This window comes from Microbacterium karelineae (assembly GCF_009745985.1).
In the GTDB taxonomy this organism is placed as follows: Bacteria; Actinomycetota; Actinomycetes; order Actinomycetales; family Microbacteriaceae; genus Microbacterium; species Microbacterium karelineae.
Window position 1 is genome coordinate 41,400 of sequence record NZ_WFIX01000187.1, and the last position, 16,574, is coordinate 57,973.

The following is a 16,574-nucleotide window of genomic DNA, read 5'->3' on the forward strand; positions in this document are numbered from 1 at the left end:
GTCAGGCTCCGTGCCGTGCGGTGCCCCGTGTCGTTTCCCGCTGCGACGCGCCCGGCACGTACTCTCGTGGGGTCATGATCCGGTTCGAGAACGTCACCAAGCGGTACCGCGGCACGAAGGTGCCCGCGCTCGACGGCGTCGACTTCGAGGTCGCCCGCGGCGAGTTCGTGTTCCTGGTCGGCGCGTCCGGCTCGGGGAAGTCGTCGTGCCTGCGCCTCATCACCCGCGAGGGCACGCCGAGCGAGGGGCGCGTGCTCGTGCTCGGCCGCGACACGAGCACGCTGAGCGACCGCCGCACTCCCTACTTCCGCCGCAACATCGGCACGGTGTTCCAGGACTTCCGGCTGCTGCCGTCGAAGACCGTCACGCAGAACATCGCCTTCGCGCTCAAGGTCATCGGCCGCTCGCGCGCGTTCATCAGATCGGCGGTGCCGGAGGCGCTCGAGCGGGTCGGCCTCGAGGGCATGGGCAGGCGCCTGCCGCATGAGCTGTCGGGCGGAGAGCAGCAGCGGATCGCGATCGCCCGCGCGATCGTGAACCGGCCCCAGATCGTCCTCGCGGACGAACCCACGGGAAACCTCGACCCCACGACGTCCGTGGAGATCATGCGCGTCCTCGAGTCGATCCACGCGGCGGGCACGACGGTCGTCATGGCGACGCACGAGGCGGCGTTCGTCGACAAGATGCAGCGGCGCGTGATCGAGCTGCGCGAGGGACGCCTCCTGCGCGACGAGATGCGCGGATCCTACGGCGACACCTCGGCCGTCGGTACGCTGCGGCCCGAGACGGAGCGCGGCGCGTCCGCGATCGCCGCGCTCACGGCCGCGCTCGAGGTGCAGCGCGAGGTGAGCGGATCCGGTCTGGTCGCGGCGCCGAGCGCGGACGAGGAGGCTCCTGTCGAGCGGCCAGTCGAGGATCCCGCGGCCGGCGCGGACGACGCACCGATCGATGGATCCGCGGAGAACGCGACCTCGGAGGTGCCCGCGCCCGACGAGAGCGCTGCGACGGATCCGTCCGCGCCGGGCGGTTCGCCGACCGAGCCGGAGATCGACGCCCTCGGGATGGCCGATCGCCTGGGGCTCGCGCACCGCGACGACGAAGTGGGGCCCACCTCGTGAACGTGTCCCTCATCCTGTCCGAGGCGCTGCAGGGCCTGCGGCGCAATGCGTCGATGGTGATCTCCGTCATCCTCGTCACCTTCGTCTCTCTCACCTTCGTCGGCGCTGCGATCCTCATGCAGGCCCAGATCGCGAAGACCAACTCCTACTTCCAGGACCGCGCGCAGGTCGACGTGTACCTGTGCTCGTCGATCTCCGACGTCGACACCTGCGTCGACGGATCCGCGACCGAGGAACAGGTCGCGGACGTCCAGGAGCGGCTCGAGGGATCCACGCTCGCCCCGCTCATCCAGGACTTCTCCTACGAATCGCAGGAGGAGGCCCACGAGGCGCTCGTCGAGAGCTTCGACGAGGATCTGGCGGGCCTCGTGACGGTCGACCAGACGAGCGCGATCTTCCACGTCAACCTGCTGAACCCGGATCAGGCGAACGTGATCCGCGAGGCGCTGGGCGGCGTGCAGGGCGTCGAGGAGATCGCCGACCAGCTCGAGTACCTCGATCCGCTCTTCGCGACGCTGACGATCGCGACGTACATCGCGGTCGGGATCGCCGTGCTCATGCTCGTCTCGGCGGTCCTGCTCATCGCGACGACCATCCGGCTGTCCGCGTACGCGCGGCGGCGTGAGGTCGGCATCATGCGGCTCGTCGGCGCGTCGAATGCGACGATCCAGACGCCGTTCGTGCTCGAGGGGATCCTCGCGGCGTTCCTCGGCGCGGCCCTCGCGAGCGCCGCCGTGCTCGTCGGGGTGCGTGTCGGCGTGCAGGACTACCTCGCGCGCGAGGCGGGCGCTATCCCGTGGATCACCCTCGCCGACGCCTGGTACGTCGTGCCCGTCATCATCGTGCTCGGCGTGCTGCTCGCCGCGCTCTCCGCGGGCGCCGCGATCCGCCGCTGGCTCCGCGCCTGACGCGGACTCCTCCGCGTGGCATAGGATGGAAGGCTGTTCGATCTTGATTCCGCCGATGTCAGAGGAGGTGGGCGCATGGCTCGTGAGAAGGGCGAGAAGGTCGTCGCGGTGAATCGCCGCGCGCGGCACGAGTACGAGTTCGAGAAGACCTACGAGGCGGGCATCGTGCTCTCCGGCACCGAGGTCAAGTCGCTGCGCGAAGGACACGCGAATCTCACCGACGGATATGCGTTCGTCGACCGCGGCGAGGCCTGGCTCGACCAGGTGAACATCCCGCAGTACTCGCAGGGGACGTGGACGAACCACTCCGCGAAGCGTCAGCGCAAGCTGCTGCTGCACAAGGACGAGATCACGAAGATCGGCCAGAAGGTGGCGCAGGGCGGATACACGCTGGTGCCGCTCAAACTGTACTTCGTCGACGGCCGCGCGAAGGTCGAGATCGCGGTCGCGAAGGGCAAGACGCAGTACGACAAGCGCCAGACGCTGCGCGAGCGGCAGGACAAGCGTGAGGCCGAACGCGCCATGCGCAGCCGCAACCGCCTGGGGGAGTGACCGCGCGGACCGAGCCGTCCACAGGCATATACGCCGCCCCGGGCGTCGTGCCTAGTCTGGGCGCGTGCACGCATCCGACGCCCTGACGATCGCCGCGCAGGCGGGGTTCGTCGGCGTGGGCGCATGGCTGACGCACATCGACATCCGGGAGCATCGCCTGCCCAATCGCGTGCTGCTGCCCGCGACGATCGTCGCGATCCTGCTGTGTGCGCTCGCATCAGCCGCCGAGGGATCCGCGGGGATCCTCGTGCGCGCGCTCGCGGGCGGACTCATCCTGGGCGCCGTCTACCTCGTGCTGCGGGCCGCGAGCCGCGGCGGCCTCGGCGGGGGAGACGTCAAGCTGGCGGTGCCCGTCGGCATCGTCCTCGCGTGGGACGGGTGGGCGGCGTTCGCCGCGGGCGGGGCGCTCGCCTTCGCGGTCGGCGGCGTGTGGGCGCTCGGCATGATCGTGATGCGGCGGGGCACGATGGCGACGCACATGGCATTCGGCCCGTGCATGATCCTCGGCGCGGTGTGCGGGCTCGCCCTCACATGACGCGGCTCGCGCCGGATCCTCGCTAGCGTGGACGCCATGGGGGCACTGCTGCGAGGGATCGACCGGATCGTGGAGGGTGCGCTGCGCCTGCGGATCGTGCGCGCGTTCCTCCTGTTCAGCGACCACAGGGGCGGCCTCCTCGCGGCGGCGATCACCTTCCGCATGCTCTTCGCGGTGTTCGCGGCGGTGCTGCTCGGGTTCTCCGCGGCGTCGATCTGGCTGTCGTCACGCGACGACCTCTGGGACGCGCTCATCGAGACGGTCGACGGCGTCGTGCCGGGCCTGCTGAAGGTCGACGGGGCGGGGATGATCGACGTCGGAGCCGCCACCGATCTCGGGGCGAGCACCGTCGTCACGGGCGTCGTCTCGGTGCTCGCGCTCGTCTGGGCGCTCGTGAGCGCCGTCGGGAACATCCGCATGTCGATCCGCATGATCGCGGGCACGCGCCACGACGAGTCGAACGCACTGATCGCGCGGGCATTCGACCTGCTCTTCGCCCTCTCGATCGGCGTGCTCATCATCGTGTCGGCCGTCGTCACCTTCCTGGGCTCGGCCTTCGTCGACACGGTCCTCGCCTGGATAGGCGTGACCAGCGGCGGGATCGCCGAGGTGCTGACGCGCGGAGGCACGCTGCTCGTGACCTTCGCGCTCGACGCCGTCATCATCGCGTGGCTGTTCTGGCTGCAGTCGGGGCTCAGGCCGCGTCTGCGCACGATGCTGCCCGGCGCGCTGGTGGGAGGCGCGGGGCTCGTGATCCTGCAGCAGGCGTCGGGCCTGTTCGTCGGGGGAGCCGACAGCAACCCGCTGCTGGCGTCCTCTGCCTCGCTCATCGCGCTGCTGCTGTGGTTCAACCTCTCGGCGCAGGTCGTGCTCATCGCCTCGGCGCACATCGTCGTCACCGCAGAGGAGCACGCCAACCGCGTCGCCGAGCGATACGGGGCCGAGAACCTGCTGCAGCGGCGGGTGCGTGCCGCGGAGCGCGATGTGCGCGTCGCCGCCGACGCGCTCGACGCCGCGCGCGCCGACGAGCGTGCGGCGCGGGAGAAGGCGGCCGAGCGCGAGCGGAAGCGCGCCGCGCGCGGCTGAGGGGCTGTGCGACCGAGGTCCGGCCGTCGCCGAACGCGCGCGTGCGACCGCATCGCGACGTGCGATCGACCCGTGTGCGCCGCGTACGCTGGGTCCATGGCCGCGCAGCGCTCCGTGGAGATCGAGAAGAAGTTCGACGTCGATGCGGGCACGCCCGTTCCGGATTGGACGCTGGTGCCCGGCGTCGCCGACGTGAGCGCGGGGGAGGAGCGACACCTCGACGCGGGCTACGTCGACACCGCCGATCTCGCTCTCGCCCGCGCGGGCGTCGCCGTCCGACGCCGGACGGGAGGGCCGGACGCAGGGTGGCACATCAAGGGCCCGCTCGTCGACGGAGGCCGCGTCGAGCTCGGCTGGCCGCTGAGCGACGACGTTCCCGCCGAGCTCGCGGCCGAGATCGCGCAGTGGACGACGGATCCGCTCGAGCCGCTCGCGCGCATCGTCAACGACCGCACGGCCTACGCCCTGCTCGATGCAGAGGGAGGCGTCGTCGCCGAGTTCGTCGACGACCGCGTGCGTGCGACCGACCTGCGCGAGGGCACCGAGCGCGCCTGGTGCGAGTGGGAGATCGAGCTCGGCCCCGCGGCCCCCGAAGACCGCGACGCGTTCTTCGCCGAGGTCGCGCGCGTGGCGACGGCGGCGGGTGCCCGCGACGCCGGCTCCGCCTCGAAGCTCGCCCGCGCTCTCGGGCGGTAGCCCCGGCCGACCCCTCCAACACAACGCAGTCGATCTGCGCCGCCCGTGTCCGGGAACTCGGCGTGTCGGGCGGGCGCGCGCCGAATCGACTGCGTTGTGCTGCGCTGTCCTCGCCCCCACGTACGCGATAAGGCCCGGATCCATCGGATCCGGGCCTTGTCGCGCAGCAGAGTCGGTCACATGTTGATCATGTGGCCGGCGAGGCCGTGGAAGCCCTCCTGCAGCGCCTCCGACAGGGTCGGGTGCGTGTGGACGTTGCGGGCCGCCTCGAGCGCCGTGAGGTCCCACTTCTGCGCGAGCGTGAGCTCGGGGAGCAGCTCCGAGACGTCGGGTCCGATGAGGTGGCCGCCCAGCAGTTCGAGGTGCTCGGCGTCGGCGATGAGCTTGATGAAGCCGACGGGCTCGCCGAGGCCGTTCGCCTTGCCGTTCGCGCTGAACGGGAACTTGGCGACCTTGACGTCGTAGCCCTCGGCCTTCGCCTGCTCCTCCGTGAGGCCGAAGCTGGCGACCTGCGGCGAGCAGAACGTCGCGCGCGGCATCATCCGGTAGTCGCCGAGCGTCTGCGTCTCGGCGCCGCCGATCGTCTCGGCCGCGACGACCGCCTGCGCCTCGGCGACGTGCGCGAGCTGCAGCTTGGCGGTGACGTCGCCGATCGCGTACACGCCGTCGACGTTCGTGCGCATGTGGTCGTCGATGTCGATCGCGCCGCGATCCGTGAGCGCCACGCCCGTGTTCTCGAGCCCGTAGCCCTCGGTGCGCGGGGCGAAGCCGACCGACATGAGGACCTTGTCGGCGTCGAGCTCGCCCGTCGTGCCGTCGGACTTCTTGTACGTGACGTGCACGCCCTGACCGTTGTCGTCGGCCGAGGTGACGCCTGTGGAGGTGAGGATGTCGATGCCGAGCTTCTTGTACGCCTTCGCGAGCTCCTTCGACACGTCGGCGTCCTCGTTCGGCAGCACGCGGTCGGCGAACTCGACGATCGTGACCTTCACGCCGTAGTTCGACAGCACGTATGCGAACTCCATGCCGATCGCGCCGGCGCCGACGATCACGATCGAGTTCGGCAGCTCCCGCGTGAGGATCTGCTCCTCGAAGGAGACGATGTTGTCGCTGAGCGTGACGCCCGGAAGCGAACGCACGGTGGATCCCGTCGAGATGATGACGTTGTCGGCGGTGACGCGCTCGGTCGTGCCGTCGCTCTTCGAGACGTCGATCGTCTTCGCGTCGACGAAGGAGCCGCGCCCCTCGTATTCGGTGACCTTGTTCTTCTTCATCAGGAAGTGGATCCCCTTGACGTGGGTCTCCGCGACCTTGCGACTGCGGTCGAAGGCCTTCCCGAAGTCGAAGGACACCTCGCCCGACATGCCGAAGAAGTCGGCCTTGTGGGTGAAGGTGTGGGCGACCTCCGCGTTCTTGAGGAGCGACTTCGACGGGATGCAGCCCACGTTCAGGCACACACCGCCCCAGTACTTCTCTTCGATGATCGCGGTGCTGAGGCCGAGCTGGGCGCTGCGAACGGCCGCGACGTAACCGCCGGGGCCGGCGCCGAGGATGACGACGTCGTAGTGAGGCATGGTCTCAGCCTAATGGCCCTGGGAACGGGGTGGGATCCGCGATGATCGCCTCAGGGACGCCTCGCGCGGACGATCATGACGACGATGAACGCGATGAGCGCGAGCACGACGACGCCGCCGACGATCGCGATGACGACGGGCGCGCCGATCCCCGCGTCGTCGGACGGCGCGGTGGCATCGGGGGAGCCGGTCTCGGCCGGCTCGTCGGGGGCCTCGCTCGGCGCGGCCGAGGGCGTCTCCTCGGGCGCCTGCGTGGGGTCCGGATCCGTGGGCTCCTCCGTCGCCTCCGCCGGATCCTCCGCGGCGTCCTCCGTCGTGAAGGTGAACATCTGGCTGTCCGCGTGGCCGTCTCCGTAGACGACCTGCCAGACGACGGTGTAGGTGCCGGCCGGCGCGCCCGCGACGTCGAGGGCCTGCGTCACGGTCGGCCCGTCGACGACGGCGTCGCCCGTCGCGTAGTCGGTGCAGTCCCGTGTGTCAGCGCGGCCGGGATCCGCGATGAGGAGCCCCGCGTCCTCGCACGACGAGTCGTACACCTGGATCTGAGTGTTCGACTCCCCGTCCTTCTGCTGATCCGCGGGAAGGGGTGCAGTGAGGTCCTCGCTGAACGTGAGCGACACCTCGGGTGGCAGCACCTCGATCACGCTCTGCTGATCCGGTGAATCGCCCTCGGGCGTCGTCGAGATGAGGTTCGAGTGCGCCGCGGCCGGTGCGGCGGCGGACAGCGGTGCGAGCAGCGCGGCGGCGAGGGCCGCGCCGGCGAGCGTGCGCGTGGCGCGGGAACGGGGAGGGCGGGAGTCGCGAAGTGTCACGCACGACACGCTACGCCCGGTCCCGAGAGGATCCCCTGAACCGACTCACTCGACGCCGGGATCGCGAAGATTTCCGCGCGTCGCTCGGCCCTCATCGGCTAGGCTTGCGGGAACGGAAGGAGCGCGCGTGTCTGAACAGCAGTACGAGCCGATGTCGACGGCCACAAGGCACATCCCGAGCGCGTCCGGTCACGATGGGGCCGGCGATCACACCCAGACATTCGGGCACGATTCCGACCTGTCGTTCGTGCCCTTTCACGGCGAGCTGTCGCAGGCCGAGCTCGACGCCGTCGCCGCACTTCCGGCCGGCGCGGCTCTCCTCCTCGTGCGCTCCGGCCCCGCCGCGGGCGCCCGGTATCTGCTCGACAGCGATGCGACCACGGTCGGGCGTCACCCCGAGGCCGACATCTTCCTCGACGACGTGACCGTGTCGCGCCGTCACGCCGAGATCGCCCGCAGTCGCGGCGTCTTCGAACTCGTCGACCAGCGATCGCTCAACGGCACCTACGTGAGCGGCGAGCGCGTCGATCGCGCGCAGCTGCGCAACGGCGACGAGGTCCGCATCGGCAAGTTCCGGCTGAACTTCTTCAGCTCTCCGCGCGATCTCCCGGCGGCGACAGCCTGATGGGTGCGGCGGCCGCGGGGGGCGGAGCCGCCGCGAAGGCGTCGCAGTCGCTGCTCTCGATCGGGCAGGTCCTGTCGAAGCTCTCGGGTGAGTTCCCGGCGCTCACCTCGAGCAAGCTGCGTTTCCTCGAGGTGCAGGGCATCGTGTCGCCGCAGCGCACGGCGTCGGGCTACCGCAAGTTCTCGCACGACGACATCGAGCGCCTCCGCCTCGCGCTGACGCTCCAGCGCGATCACTACCTCCCGCTGAGCGTCATCCGCACCTACCTCGACGACATCGATGCCGGGCGATCGCCCGATCTGCCGCAGGCGCCCGCATCGATCCATCCGCAGCAGCGTGCCTATTCGCGCGCCGACCTGCTCGAGGCGGCAGAGGCCCCCGCCCAGATCCTCAACGACGCGTTCAGCCTCGGCCTGATCGCGCCCGCCGAGCGGTACGACAGCCGCCATGTCGCGCTCCTGCGCGGGCTCGTCGCGCTCGAGCGACACGGCATCGACCCGCGTCACGTGAGGGCGATGCGCCAGGGCGCCGAGCGCGAGGTCGCCCTGATCGAGGCGTCGCTGTCGCCCATGCTGCGTCGCACGGATCACGTGTCGCGGGCGCGAGCGAACGAGCTCGCTCCACAGCTCGCGGAGCGCCTCGACGAGGTGCGCGGCATCTTCGTGCAGCAGGCCCTCGAGAGGATCCTGCCGGGGTAGCCGGCCGCGTGGATCACGATTGATAACGCTTGATCGACACGCCGCCTCTTCGCGAGCGGATGTCGTTGATGGGGGCCGCCGGCACCCGTACTGTGGGGGAGACCCCTTCGCAGAGAGGACGATGATGAGCGCGGGACACCCCCACGACAGCGGCTTCGCCGTCGACCTTCTCTTCACCGACGGGCTCCCGCAGCTCGATCCCGACATGGGCTACCGCGGCGCGATCGCGGCCAAGGCCGCGGGCATCACGTACCGCCAGCTCGACTACTGGGCCCGCACCGAGCTCGTCGTCCCGACGATCCGCGGCGCGCACGGATCCGGCACGCAGCGGCTCTACGGCTTCCGCGACATCCTCGTCCTCAAGCTCGTCAAGCGGCTCCTCGACACGGGCATCTCGCTGCAGCAGATCCGCGTCGCCGTCGAGCAGCTCCGCGCCTCCGGCATCCGCGACCTCGCAGGCACGACCCTCATGAGCGACGGCGCATCGGTCTACCTCTGCACCTCGAACGACGAGGTCATCGATCTCGTCAGCCGCGGTCAGGGCGTCTTCGGCATCGCCGTCGGCAAGGTGCTCCGCGAAGTCGAATCGACGCTCGTCCAGTTCGACCCGGCCGTACCGGATCCCGTCGACGAGCTCGCCGCCCACCGCGCCAAGAAGACCGCGTAGCGGCGAGCGGGCTTCGACCTTCTGGTTCTCAGGGCTCGCTCGTTTCTGGGGCGCGGCCGCGCGGGACCGGGTCGCTTCGCTTCCGAGAACAGGTTGCGTCCGCGCCAGATCGCAGCGCGCAGCGGCGCAGACGATTGAATCGAAGCCCATCGACACCCGGGCGGCGCAAGCCGCGCAGGGCAGAGCCAACTCAGTGCGCCTGCGGGCCCGCCTCCGGGACCTCGATGTGGCCCGCCTCGACGATGCGGTCGAGCAGCTTGTCGAAGTCGGCGGCGAGCTCCTGCGCGGACTCGCCGGGCCAGACGTGCAGCGGCTTCGCGGCGCCCTGCGCCTGCTGCAGGGAGGTGCGCTCGGGCAGCTGCGGCTCGAGGACGAGCGGGCCGAACATGTCGCGCAGCTCCTTGATGCGGAACTGGTGCTCGACGGACTGAGGGCGCACGCGGTTGACGATGATGCCGAGGGGCTGCAGGCGCGACGAGAGGCCGCGGCGGATCTCCTCGATCGCACGCAGGGCACGGTCGGCGGCGGCGACGGAGAACAGGCCGGGCTCGGTGACGACGCTCACGCGGTCGCTCGCCGCCCACGCCGTGCGGGTGAGGGCGTTGAGCGAGGGGGCGCAGTCGATCAGCACGAGGTCGTATTCGTCCTCGATGAGGGCGAGGGCCTCCTCCATCTTCCAGACGTCGCGCACAGACGGGTGGGGGCCGTCGTAGTTGATGGCCGACGGGCTGCCGAGCATGATGTCGATCTTGCCGGGGTGCACCTTCGTCCACCCGCTCGACGCGATCGCCTGCCGGACCGTCTTCTCCTTCGGATTCTCGAGGACGTCGGCCACGTTGAGGCGGCCGGCCGTCTGCACATCGAGACCGGTCGACACATCGGACTGCGGGTCGAGGTCGACGACGAGCGTGCGGATGCCACGGGCGAACGCGGCGGATGCGAGGCCCAGGGTCACCGTCGTCTTGCCGACGCCGCCCTTGAGAGAACTGACGCTGAGTACGTGCACATGCCTACGCTACCGTCCCCTAAGCTGTGAGCCGTCCCCATCTGCCGCATCATCGGCGGAAAATCTGCCCCGAGGGAGGCCCCGTGTTCTCGAAGGTCCTTGTCGCCAACCGCGGAGAGATCGCCATACGGGCCTTCCGCGCAGCCTACGAGCTCGGGGCCCGCACGGTCGCGGTTTTCCCGATCGAGGATCGGAACTCGCTGCACCGGCTGAAAGCCGACGAGGCATATCAGATCGGCGAGGAGGGTCACCCCGTCCGCGCGTACCTCGATGTGGACGAGATCGTGCGTGTCGCGGTGGAGTCGGGGTCGGACGCCATCTATCCCGGGTACGGCTTCCTCTCCGAGAACCCGGATCTTGCGGCGAAGGCCGCGGAGCACGGCATCACCTTCATCGGCCCGCCCTCGCACGTGCTCGAGATGGCGGGCAACAAGGTCACGGCGAAGGAGCATGCCGTCGCGGCCGGCGTCCCCGTGCTGCGCTCGACGCCCGCCACCGACGACGTGGCGGCGCTCGTCGCGCAGGCCGATGAGATCGGCTTCCCCCTCTTCGCGAAGGCGGTCGCCGGCGGCGGCGGGCGCGGGATGCGCCGCGTCGACGCGAAGGACGACCTGGCGTCGGCGCTCGAGGAGGCCATGCGCGAGGCGGGCAGCGCCTTCGGCGACGCCCGCATGTTCCTCGAGCAGGCGGTCCTGCGCCCGCGCCACATCGAGGTGCAGATCCTCGCCGACGGCGACGGGAACACGGTGCACCTCTTCGAGCGCGACTGCTCGGTGCAGCGCCGCCACCAGAAGGTCGTCGAGCTCGCGCCCGCCCCGAACCTGGATCCCGAGGTCGCGCGGTCGCTGCATCGCCACGCCGTCGCGTTCGCTGAGTCGATCGGCTACATCAACGCGGGAACCGTCGAGTTCCTGCTGGAGACGGCCGGGCCCCGCGCGGGAGAGATCGTGTTCATCGAGATGAACCCGCGCATCCAGGTCGAGCACACGGTGACCGAGGAGGTCACGGACGTCGATCTCGTCCAGGCGCAGATGCGCGTCGCCTCGGGCGAGACGCTCGAGACGCTGGGCCTCACGCAGGACGACATCGTGCTGCACGGCGCCGCACTGCAGACGCGCATCACGACCGAGGATCCCTCGAGCGGCTTCCGCCCCGACACCGGGAAGATCACGACGTACCGCTCTCCGGGCGGGGCGGGGATCCGCATCGACGGCGGCACGACCGCCGCGGGCTCGCAGGTGTCGCCTCACTTCGACTCGATGCTCGCGAAGCTCACGGTGCGCGGGCGGGACTTCCCGGCCGCCGTCGCGCGGGCGCGCCGCGCCCTCGCGGAGTTCCGGATCCGCGGCGTCGCGACGAACATCCCTTTCCTGCGGGCCGTCCTCGATGATCCGGCGTTCGTCGCGGGGGACCTGTCGACGTCGTTCATCGACGAACGGCCCGAGCTGCTCAGGGGGCGCGTGTCGAAGGACCGCGGCACGAAGCTGCTGCGCTGGATGGCCGACACGACGGTCAACAAGCCGCACGGCGAGCGCCCTGCGCTCGTGGATCCGCGGGCGAAGCTTCCGACGATCGACCTCGACGCGCCCGCCCCCGCAGGCAGTCGGCAGCGGCTGCGCGAGCTCGGGCCGGAGGGCTTCGCGGCGGCGCTGCGCGCGCAGAAGCCCCTCGCCGTCACAGAGACGACCTTCCGCGATGCGCACCAGTCGCTTCTCGCGACGCGGGTGCGCACGCGGGACCTCCTGGGTGTCGCACCGCACGTCGCGCGCCTCGAGCCGCAGCTGCTGTCGGTCGAGGCGTGGGGCGGCGCCACCTACGACGTCGCGCTGCGGTTCCTCGCCGAGGATCCGTGGGAGCGCCTCGAGCGCCTGCGTGAGGCGCTGCCGAACGTCGCGATCCAGATGCTGCTCCGAGGGCGCAACACGGTCGGATACACGCCGTATCCGACCGAGGTCACCGACGCGTTCGTGCGCGAGGCAGCCGAGACGGGCGTCGACATCTTCCGCATCTTCGACGCCCTCAACGACGTCGAGCAGATGCGTCCGGCGATCGATGCCGTCCGCGAGACGGGCACCGCCGTGGCCGAGGCGGCGCTCTGCTACACGGGCGATCTGCTGAACCCAGGCGAGGACCTCTACACGCTCGACTACTATCTGCGGCTCGCGGAGCGGATGGTCGGTGCCGGCGCGCACATCCTCGCGATCAAGGACATGGCGGGCCTGCTGCGCCCCGCGGCCGCCGCGCGCCTCGTGACGGCCCTGCGCCGCGAGTTCGCCCTGCCGGTGCACGTCCACACGCACGACACGGCGGGCGGTCAGCTCGGGACGCTGCTGTCGGCGAGCGCGGCGGGGGCCGACGCGGTCGATGCCGCCTCGGCGACGATGGCGGGCACGACGAGCCAGCCCTCGCTGTCGTCGCTCGTCGCCGCGCTCGCCCACACCTCGCGCGATACGGGGCTCGACCTGCAGAGCGTCGCCGACCTCGAACCGTACTGGGAGGCCGTGCGCCGGATGTACGCGCCGTTCGAATCGGGCCTCGCCGGCCCCACGGGGCGCGTCTACACCCACGAGATCCCGGGCGGTCAGCTGTCGAACCTGCGCCAGCAGGCGATCGCCCTCGGCCTCGCCGACGACTTCGAGCTCATCGAGGACATGTACGCGGCCGCCGACCGCATGCTGGGACGGATCCCGAAGGTCACGCCGTCGTCGAAGGTCGTCGGCGATCTCGCGCTGCATCTCGCCGCCGTCAAGGCGGATCCGGCGGACTTCGAGCGCAGCCCCGAGAAGTACGACGTGCCTGATTCGGTCGTCGCCTTCATGGCAGGCGAGCTGGGCGAGCTGCCGGGCGGATGGCCGGAGCCGTTCCGCTCGAAGGTGCTCGCGGGCCGCGACATCACCCCCCGCGTGACGCCCCTGGAGGAGGAGGATCGCGACGTGCTGAACGGCGACTCGGGCGCGCGCCGCGCGCGCCTCAACTCCCTCCTGTTCCCCCAGCCGACGGCGGTGTTCGACGAGAACCGCCGCGCATACGGCGACATCTCGGTGCTCGACACGGCCGACTACCTGTACGGGCTCGAAGCGGGGCGGGAGCATGTCGTCGAGCTCGAGAAGGGCGTCGAGCTGTATCTCGGGCTCGAGTCGATCGGCGAGGCCGACGACAAGGGCATGCGCTCGGTGATGACGACGCTCAACGGCCAGCTGCGGCCCGTCGAGGTGCGCGACCGCTCGATCGAGGTCGACGTGCACGAGGCGGAGAAGGCGGATCGCGGCGATGCCGGTCATGTCGCGGCGCCGTTCTCGGGCGTCGTCACACTCAAGGTCGCTCCCGGCGACGCCATCGAGGCCGGTCAGCCCGTGGCGTCGATCGAGGCGATGAAGATGGAGGCGGCCGTCAGCGCGACCGCGACCGGCGTCGTCGAGCGGGTCGCGATCGCCGCGACGCAGCAGGTCGATGCCGGTGACCTGTTGGTCGTCATCAGGCCGTCCGAGTAATCTCTTCGCGGCGGGAGACACCCGCTGCGGGTGGACCCGCCCCTGTTCCTCAGGAGTTTCCCTTGGCAGCAGATCGCACGTCGTCGCCTGACGATCAGCACGAGCACGGAGTTCTCGACGATGTGGGCATCGACACGACGGCCATCACGCTCGGCAGCACCGCCCAGGTGCAGGTGATGCTTCCGGCCGGCTATCGCGATGACGACGCCGACGACGAGGTGACCGCCGATGAGCTGTCGGTCGAGGAGCTCGCGCGCCAGGACGAGGAGGTCGTCGTCGCCGAGCTCGAGGACGACGAGTCTGACTCGGGCGACATCGCCGCGGAGGCGGCGGGCGATCCCGACGCGGGGCTCGACGACGAGGATCCGGGCGACCCGGAAGCCTCCGACGCGGAGCTCGCAGGCGAGGAGGCTTCGCGAGTCGCGGCGGCGGAGGACGCTGGCACGCGCGAGACGGATCCGGCGGATGACGCCGAGGACCGCGACCCGGTCGAGGCGGACGGCGGCGCGGATGCGGGCGGCGCCGAGGGCGAGGATCCCGCGGAGTCGGCCCCGGAAGCCGAGGACGCCGACGTCGAGCGGATCGATCCCGACGGCGTCGACGGGGGGAGCCCTGCTGTCGAGGACATCGACGCGGAGGATCCTCACGTCGAGGCACCGGATGACGGGGGAGAGGCCTCCGAGGACGCCGACATCGAGGGGGCGGAGATCGACGGCTCCGACGCGGAGTACGCTGACGCCGATCTCGAGGCGGGCGGCACCGATGGCCAGGGCTCGGATGCGGAGAGCGACGACGACGCTGATGCCGTCGACGGCGCCGATCTCGAGGATCCTGATCTCGAGGCCGCCCCTGCCGCGGACGCCGACCTGGAGGGCGCCGATGCCGACACCGAGCTGACGGGCGACCGATCGGCGCATGAGGCCGCCGATGAGGCGGCCCCGGGCGGCCCCGCCGGGATCGATCCGGCGGATGCCGACACCCCAGCCGACGAGACGGATGCGGTCGCCGACTCCCCGAACACGACGCGCGGCGCACTTGACGACGCGCCCGCCCAGGCCGACGACGACACCCCCTCGGGGGAGAGGACGGACGACTCCGTGAACGACGAGAACGACGAGCGCGCCAGCGCCTCCCCGCAGGCGCCGATCACGGTGCGCGAACCACGCCCCGTCCCCGCCGCGGTGTCCGAGGGCACGGCGAGCAAGGTCGAGGAGGCCGCGCGCGTCGGGCGACCGTCCTTCCTCAAGCCCCCGGCCCGATCGACGACGCCCGCGACCGCCGCGCTGCGCGCCGATCAGATGACGGCCGACGCCGACCGCGAGTCGAGCGACGTCCTGACAGACGAGCGCCTGCTCGACACGGGGGCGATCCGCCGCCCCGAGCCTGAGGATCCGTGGCGCCGCATCATCTACTCGGCCACGCGAGGCGCCATCAACCTCGGCGACGGCAAGCGCACCCGCGCCCGGAAGGCGCTCATGGCGCGCATCGCCGCGCCGCTGGCCGGCCGCGCGCGCTTCGTGCCCGTGCTCAGCCGCAAGGGCGGCGTCGGCAAGACCACCGTCACCGCACTGCTCGGCATGGCGCTCGCCGACGCGCGCAGCGACCGCGTCGTCGCCGTCGACGCGAACCCCGACCGCGGCACGCTCGCCGAGCGCATCGCGACGCCCTCGGGACGCACCGTGCGCGACCTCGTGCGCGGGCGCGACGGCATCCGCGGATACGGCGACATCTCCGCGCACGTCGTGCGCGACGACACCCGACTCGACGTGCTCGCGTCCGACCCCGACCCCCACATCGCCGACGCGTTCAGCGACGCCGACTACCGTGAAGTCGCCGAGATCGCGCAGCACTACTACTCGATCGTCCTCACCGACACCGGCACCGGCATCGTGCACTCCGTCATGGAGGCGACGCTCGACCTCGCCGACCAGCTCGTCGTCGTCTCCGGGACGAGCGTCGACGAGGCGCGGCTCGCGTCGGAGACCCTCACGTGGCTCGAGACCAACGGCCGCGCCGAGACGGCCCGCAAGGCCGTCGTCGTCATCAACCAGGACTCGCCCGCCACGCCCCTCGTCCGGCTCGATGAGCTCGAATCGCACTTCCGCTCGCGCGTCGGCGCCGTCGTGCGCCTCCCATACGACCCGCGCCTCGCCACAGGCAGCGCCATCCCCTTCCACGAGCTCGGTCGGCGCACGCGCGACGCCGCGCGACAGATCGCCGCGCTCGTCGTCGAAGGGATCCGCATCGCATGACCGTCCGTGAGATCCGCCTCTACGGGGATCCCGTCCTGCGTACGCCGTGCGCCGAGATCACAGACATCGACGACGGCGTGCGCGCCCTCGTCGACGACCTCATCGAAACGGTGCGCGTCCCGGGACGCGCGGGCGTCGCCGCCCCGCAGATCGGCGTCGGCCTGCGCGCGTTCAGCTACAACGTCGACGGCGCCATCGGAGCGATCATCAACCCGCGCATCGTCGCCGTGCGCGGCGAACCCGTCCCCACAGGGGAGGGCTGCCTGTCGGTGCCGAACCTCTGGCACGATGCCCCGCGCCACCCCTACGCGCGCGTCGAAGGCATCGACGTCGATGGCAAGCCGATCGTCCTCGAAGGCGAGGGCCTCTTCGCGCAGATGCTGCAGCACGAGACCGACCACCTCGACGGCGTCGTCTATCTCCAGCGCCTCACGAAGGAGACCCGCCGCATCGCCATGCGCGAAGTGCGGGAGAGCGACTGGTTCTGAATTTCGCCGCCAGAGGGGCGACGAGATTCAGAATCATCTGATGGGCAGATCCGGCTTCGCCGTCTG

At 70.8% G+C, this 16,574-nt stretch carries 15 protein-coding genes; 12 read left to right on the forward strand and 3 right to left on the reverse strand.

The annotated features are described in order from the left end of the window. Positions 1-74: 74 nt before the first annotated feature. The 6 genes from ftsE (at position 75) to GB932_RS12930 (ending at position 4,895) form a co-directional block, all read left to right on the forward strand. Positions 75-1,118 (forward strand): cell division ATP-binding protein FtsE, encoded by a 1,044-nt coding sequence (ftsE, locus tag GB932_RS12905; RefSeq protein WP_156761107.1) that lies wholly within the window; start codon positions 75-77, stop codon positions 1,116-1,118. Continuing rightward, positions 1,115-2,026, forward strand: coding sequence for a permease-like cell division protein FtsX (gene ftsX / locus GB932_RS12910; RefSeq protein WP_156761108.1), 912 nt, complete (start codon positions 1,115-1,117; stop codon positions 2,024-2,026). The genes ftsE and ftsX overlap by 4 nt, the downstream gene beginning before the upstream one ends. A 75-nt stretch (positions 2,027-2,101) precedes the next feature. Beyond that, complete coding sequence (gene smpB / locus GB932_RS12915; protein ID WP_156761109.1) at positions 2,102-2,578, forward strand: SsrA-binding protein SmpB; 477 nt, start codon at positions 2,102-2,104, stop codon at positions 2,576-2,578. 64 nt (positions 2,579-2,642) lie between these two features. Beyond that, on the forward strand, positions 2,643-3,113 hold the full coding sequence (locus GB932_RS12920; RefSeq protein ID WP_156761110.1) for a prepilin peptidase: 471 nt from the start codon (positions 2,643-2,645) through the stop codon (positions 3,111-3,113). A 36-nt stretch (positions 3,114-3,149) separates the two neighbouring features. After that, complete coding sequence (locus tag GB932_RS12925) at positions 3,150-4,199, forward strand: YihY/virulence factor BrkB family protein (protein WP_156761111.1); 1,050 nt, start codon at positions 3,150-3,152, stop codon at positions 4,197-4,199. A 96-nt stretch (positions 4,200-4,295) separates the two neighbouring features. Further along, positions 4,296-4,895: a CYTH domain-containing protein gene (locus GB932_RS12930; protein WP_156761112.1), complete on the forward strand. Its 600-nt coding sequence runs from the start codon at positions 4,296-4,298 to the stop codon at positions 4,893-4,895. Between the two features lie 176 nt (positions 4,896-5,071). Here GB932_RS12930 and lpdA read toward each other — a convergent pair whose 3' ends face one another. Further along, positions 5,072-6,469 (reverse strand): dihydrolipoyl dehydrogenase, encoded by a 1,398-nt coding sequence (lpdA, locus tag GB932_RS12935; RefSeq protein WP_156761113.1) that lies wholly within the window; start codon positions 6,467-6,469, stop codon positions 5,072-5,074. A gap of 50 nt (positions 6,470-6,519) precedes the next feature. Beyond that, complete coding sequence (locus GB932_RS12940) at positions 6,520-7,281, reverse strand: copper resistance CopC family protein (protein ID WP_197517474.1); 762 nt, start codon at positions 7,279-7,281, stop codon at positions 6,520-6,522. 151 nt (positions 7,282-7,432) lie between these two features. Here GB932_RS12940 and GB932_RS12945 point away from each other — a divergent pair, with 151 nt between their 5' ends. The 3 genes from GB932_RS12945 (at position 7,433) to GB932_RS12955 (ending at position 9,271) form a co-directional block, all read left to right on the forward strand. Next, positions 7,433-7,906 (forward strand): FHA domain-containing protein, encoded by a 474-nt coding sequence (locus tag GB932_RS12945; protein ID WP_156761125.1) that lies wholly within the window; start codon positions 7,433-7,435, stop codon positions 7,904-7,906. After that, a complete protein-coding gene (gene ftsR / locus GB932_RS12950; RefSeq protein WP_156761115.1) occupies positions 7,906-8,604 on the forward strand; it encodes a transcriptional regulator FtsR in 699 nt (232 codons plus the stop codon). Before GB932_RS12945 ends, ftsR begins: the two co-directional genes overlap by 1 nt. Positions 8,605-8,728: 124 nt before the next feature. After that, positions 8,729-9,271, forward strand: a complete 543-nt coding sequence (locus GB932_RS12955; RefSeq protein WP_156761116.1) for a MerR family transcriptional regulator — start codon at positions 8,729-8,731, stop codon at positions 9,269-9,271. Positions 9,272-9,461: 190 nt separating this feature from the next. Here GB932_RS12955 and GB932_RS12960 read toward each other — a convergent pair whose 3' ends face one another. Continuing rightward, positions 9,462-10,277: a ParA family protein gene (locus GB932_RS12960; protein WP_156761117.1), complete on the reverse strand. Its 816-nt coding sequence runs from the start codon at positions 10,275-10,277 to the stop codon at positions 9,462-9,464. A gap of 83 nt (positions 10,278-10,360) precedes the next feature. Between GB932_RS12960 and GB932_RS12965 the strand changes: the two genes are divergently transcribed. From GB932_RS12965 to def, 3 genes are all read left to right on the forward strand, one after another. Continuing rightward, entirely contained in the window at positions 10,361-13,768 is a 3,408-nt protein-coding gene (locus GB932_RS12965; RefSeq protein ID WP_156761118.1) for a pyruvate carboxylase, read from the forward strand. A 62-nt stretch (positions 13,769-13,830) separates the two neighbouring features. Beyond that, positions 13,831-16,020: a MinD/ParA family ATP-binding protein gene (locus GB932_RS12970; protein ID WP_231916184.1), complete on the forward strand. Its 2,190-nt coding sequence runs from the start codon at positions 13,831-13,833 to the stop codon at positions 16,018-16,020. Continuing rightward, positions 16,017-16,508, forward strand: a complete 492-nt coding sequence (gene def / locus GB932_RS12975; protein WP_156761119.1) for a peptide deformylase — start codon at positions 16,017-16,019, stop codon at positions 16,506-16,508. Before GB932_RS12970 ends, def begins: the two co-directional genes overlap by 4 nt. Positions 16,509-16,574: the final 66 nt, after the last annotated feature.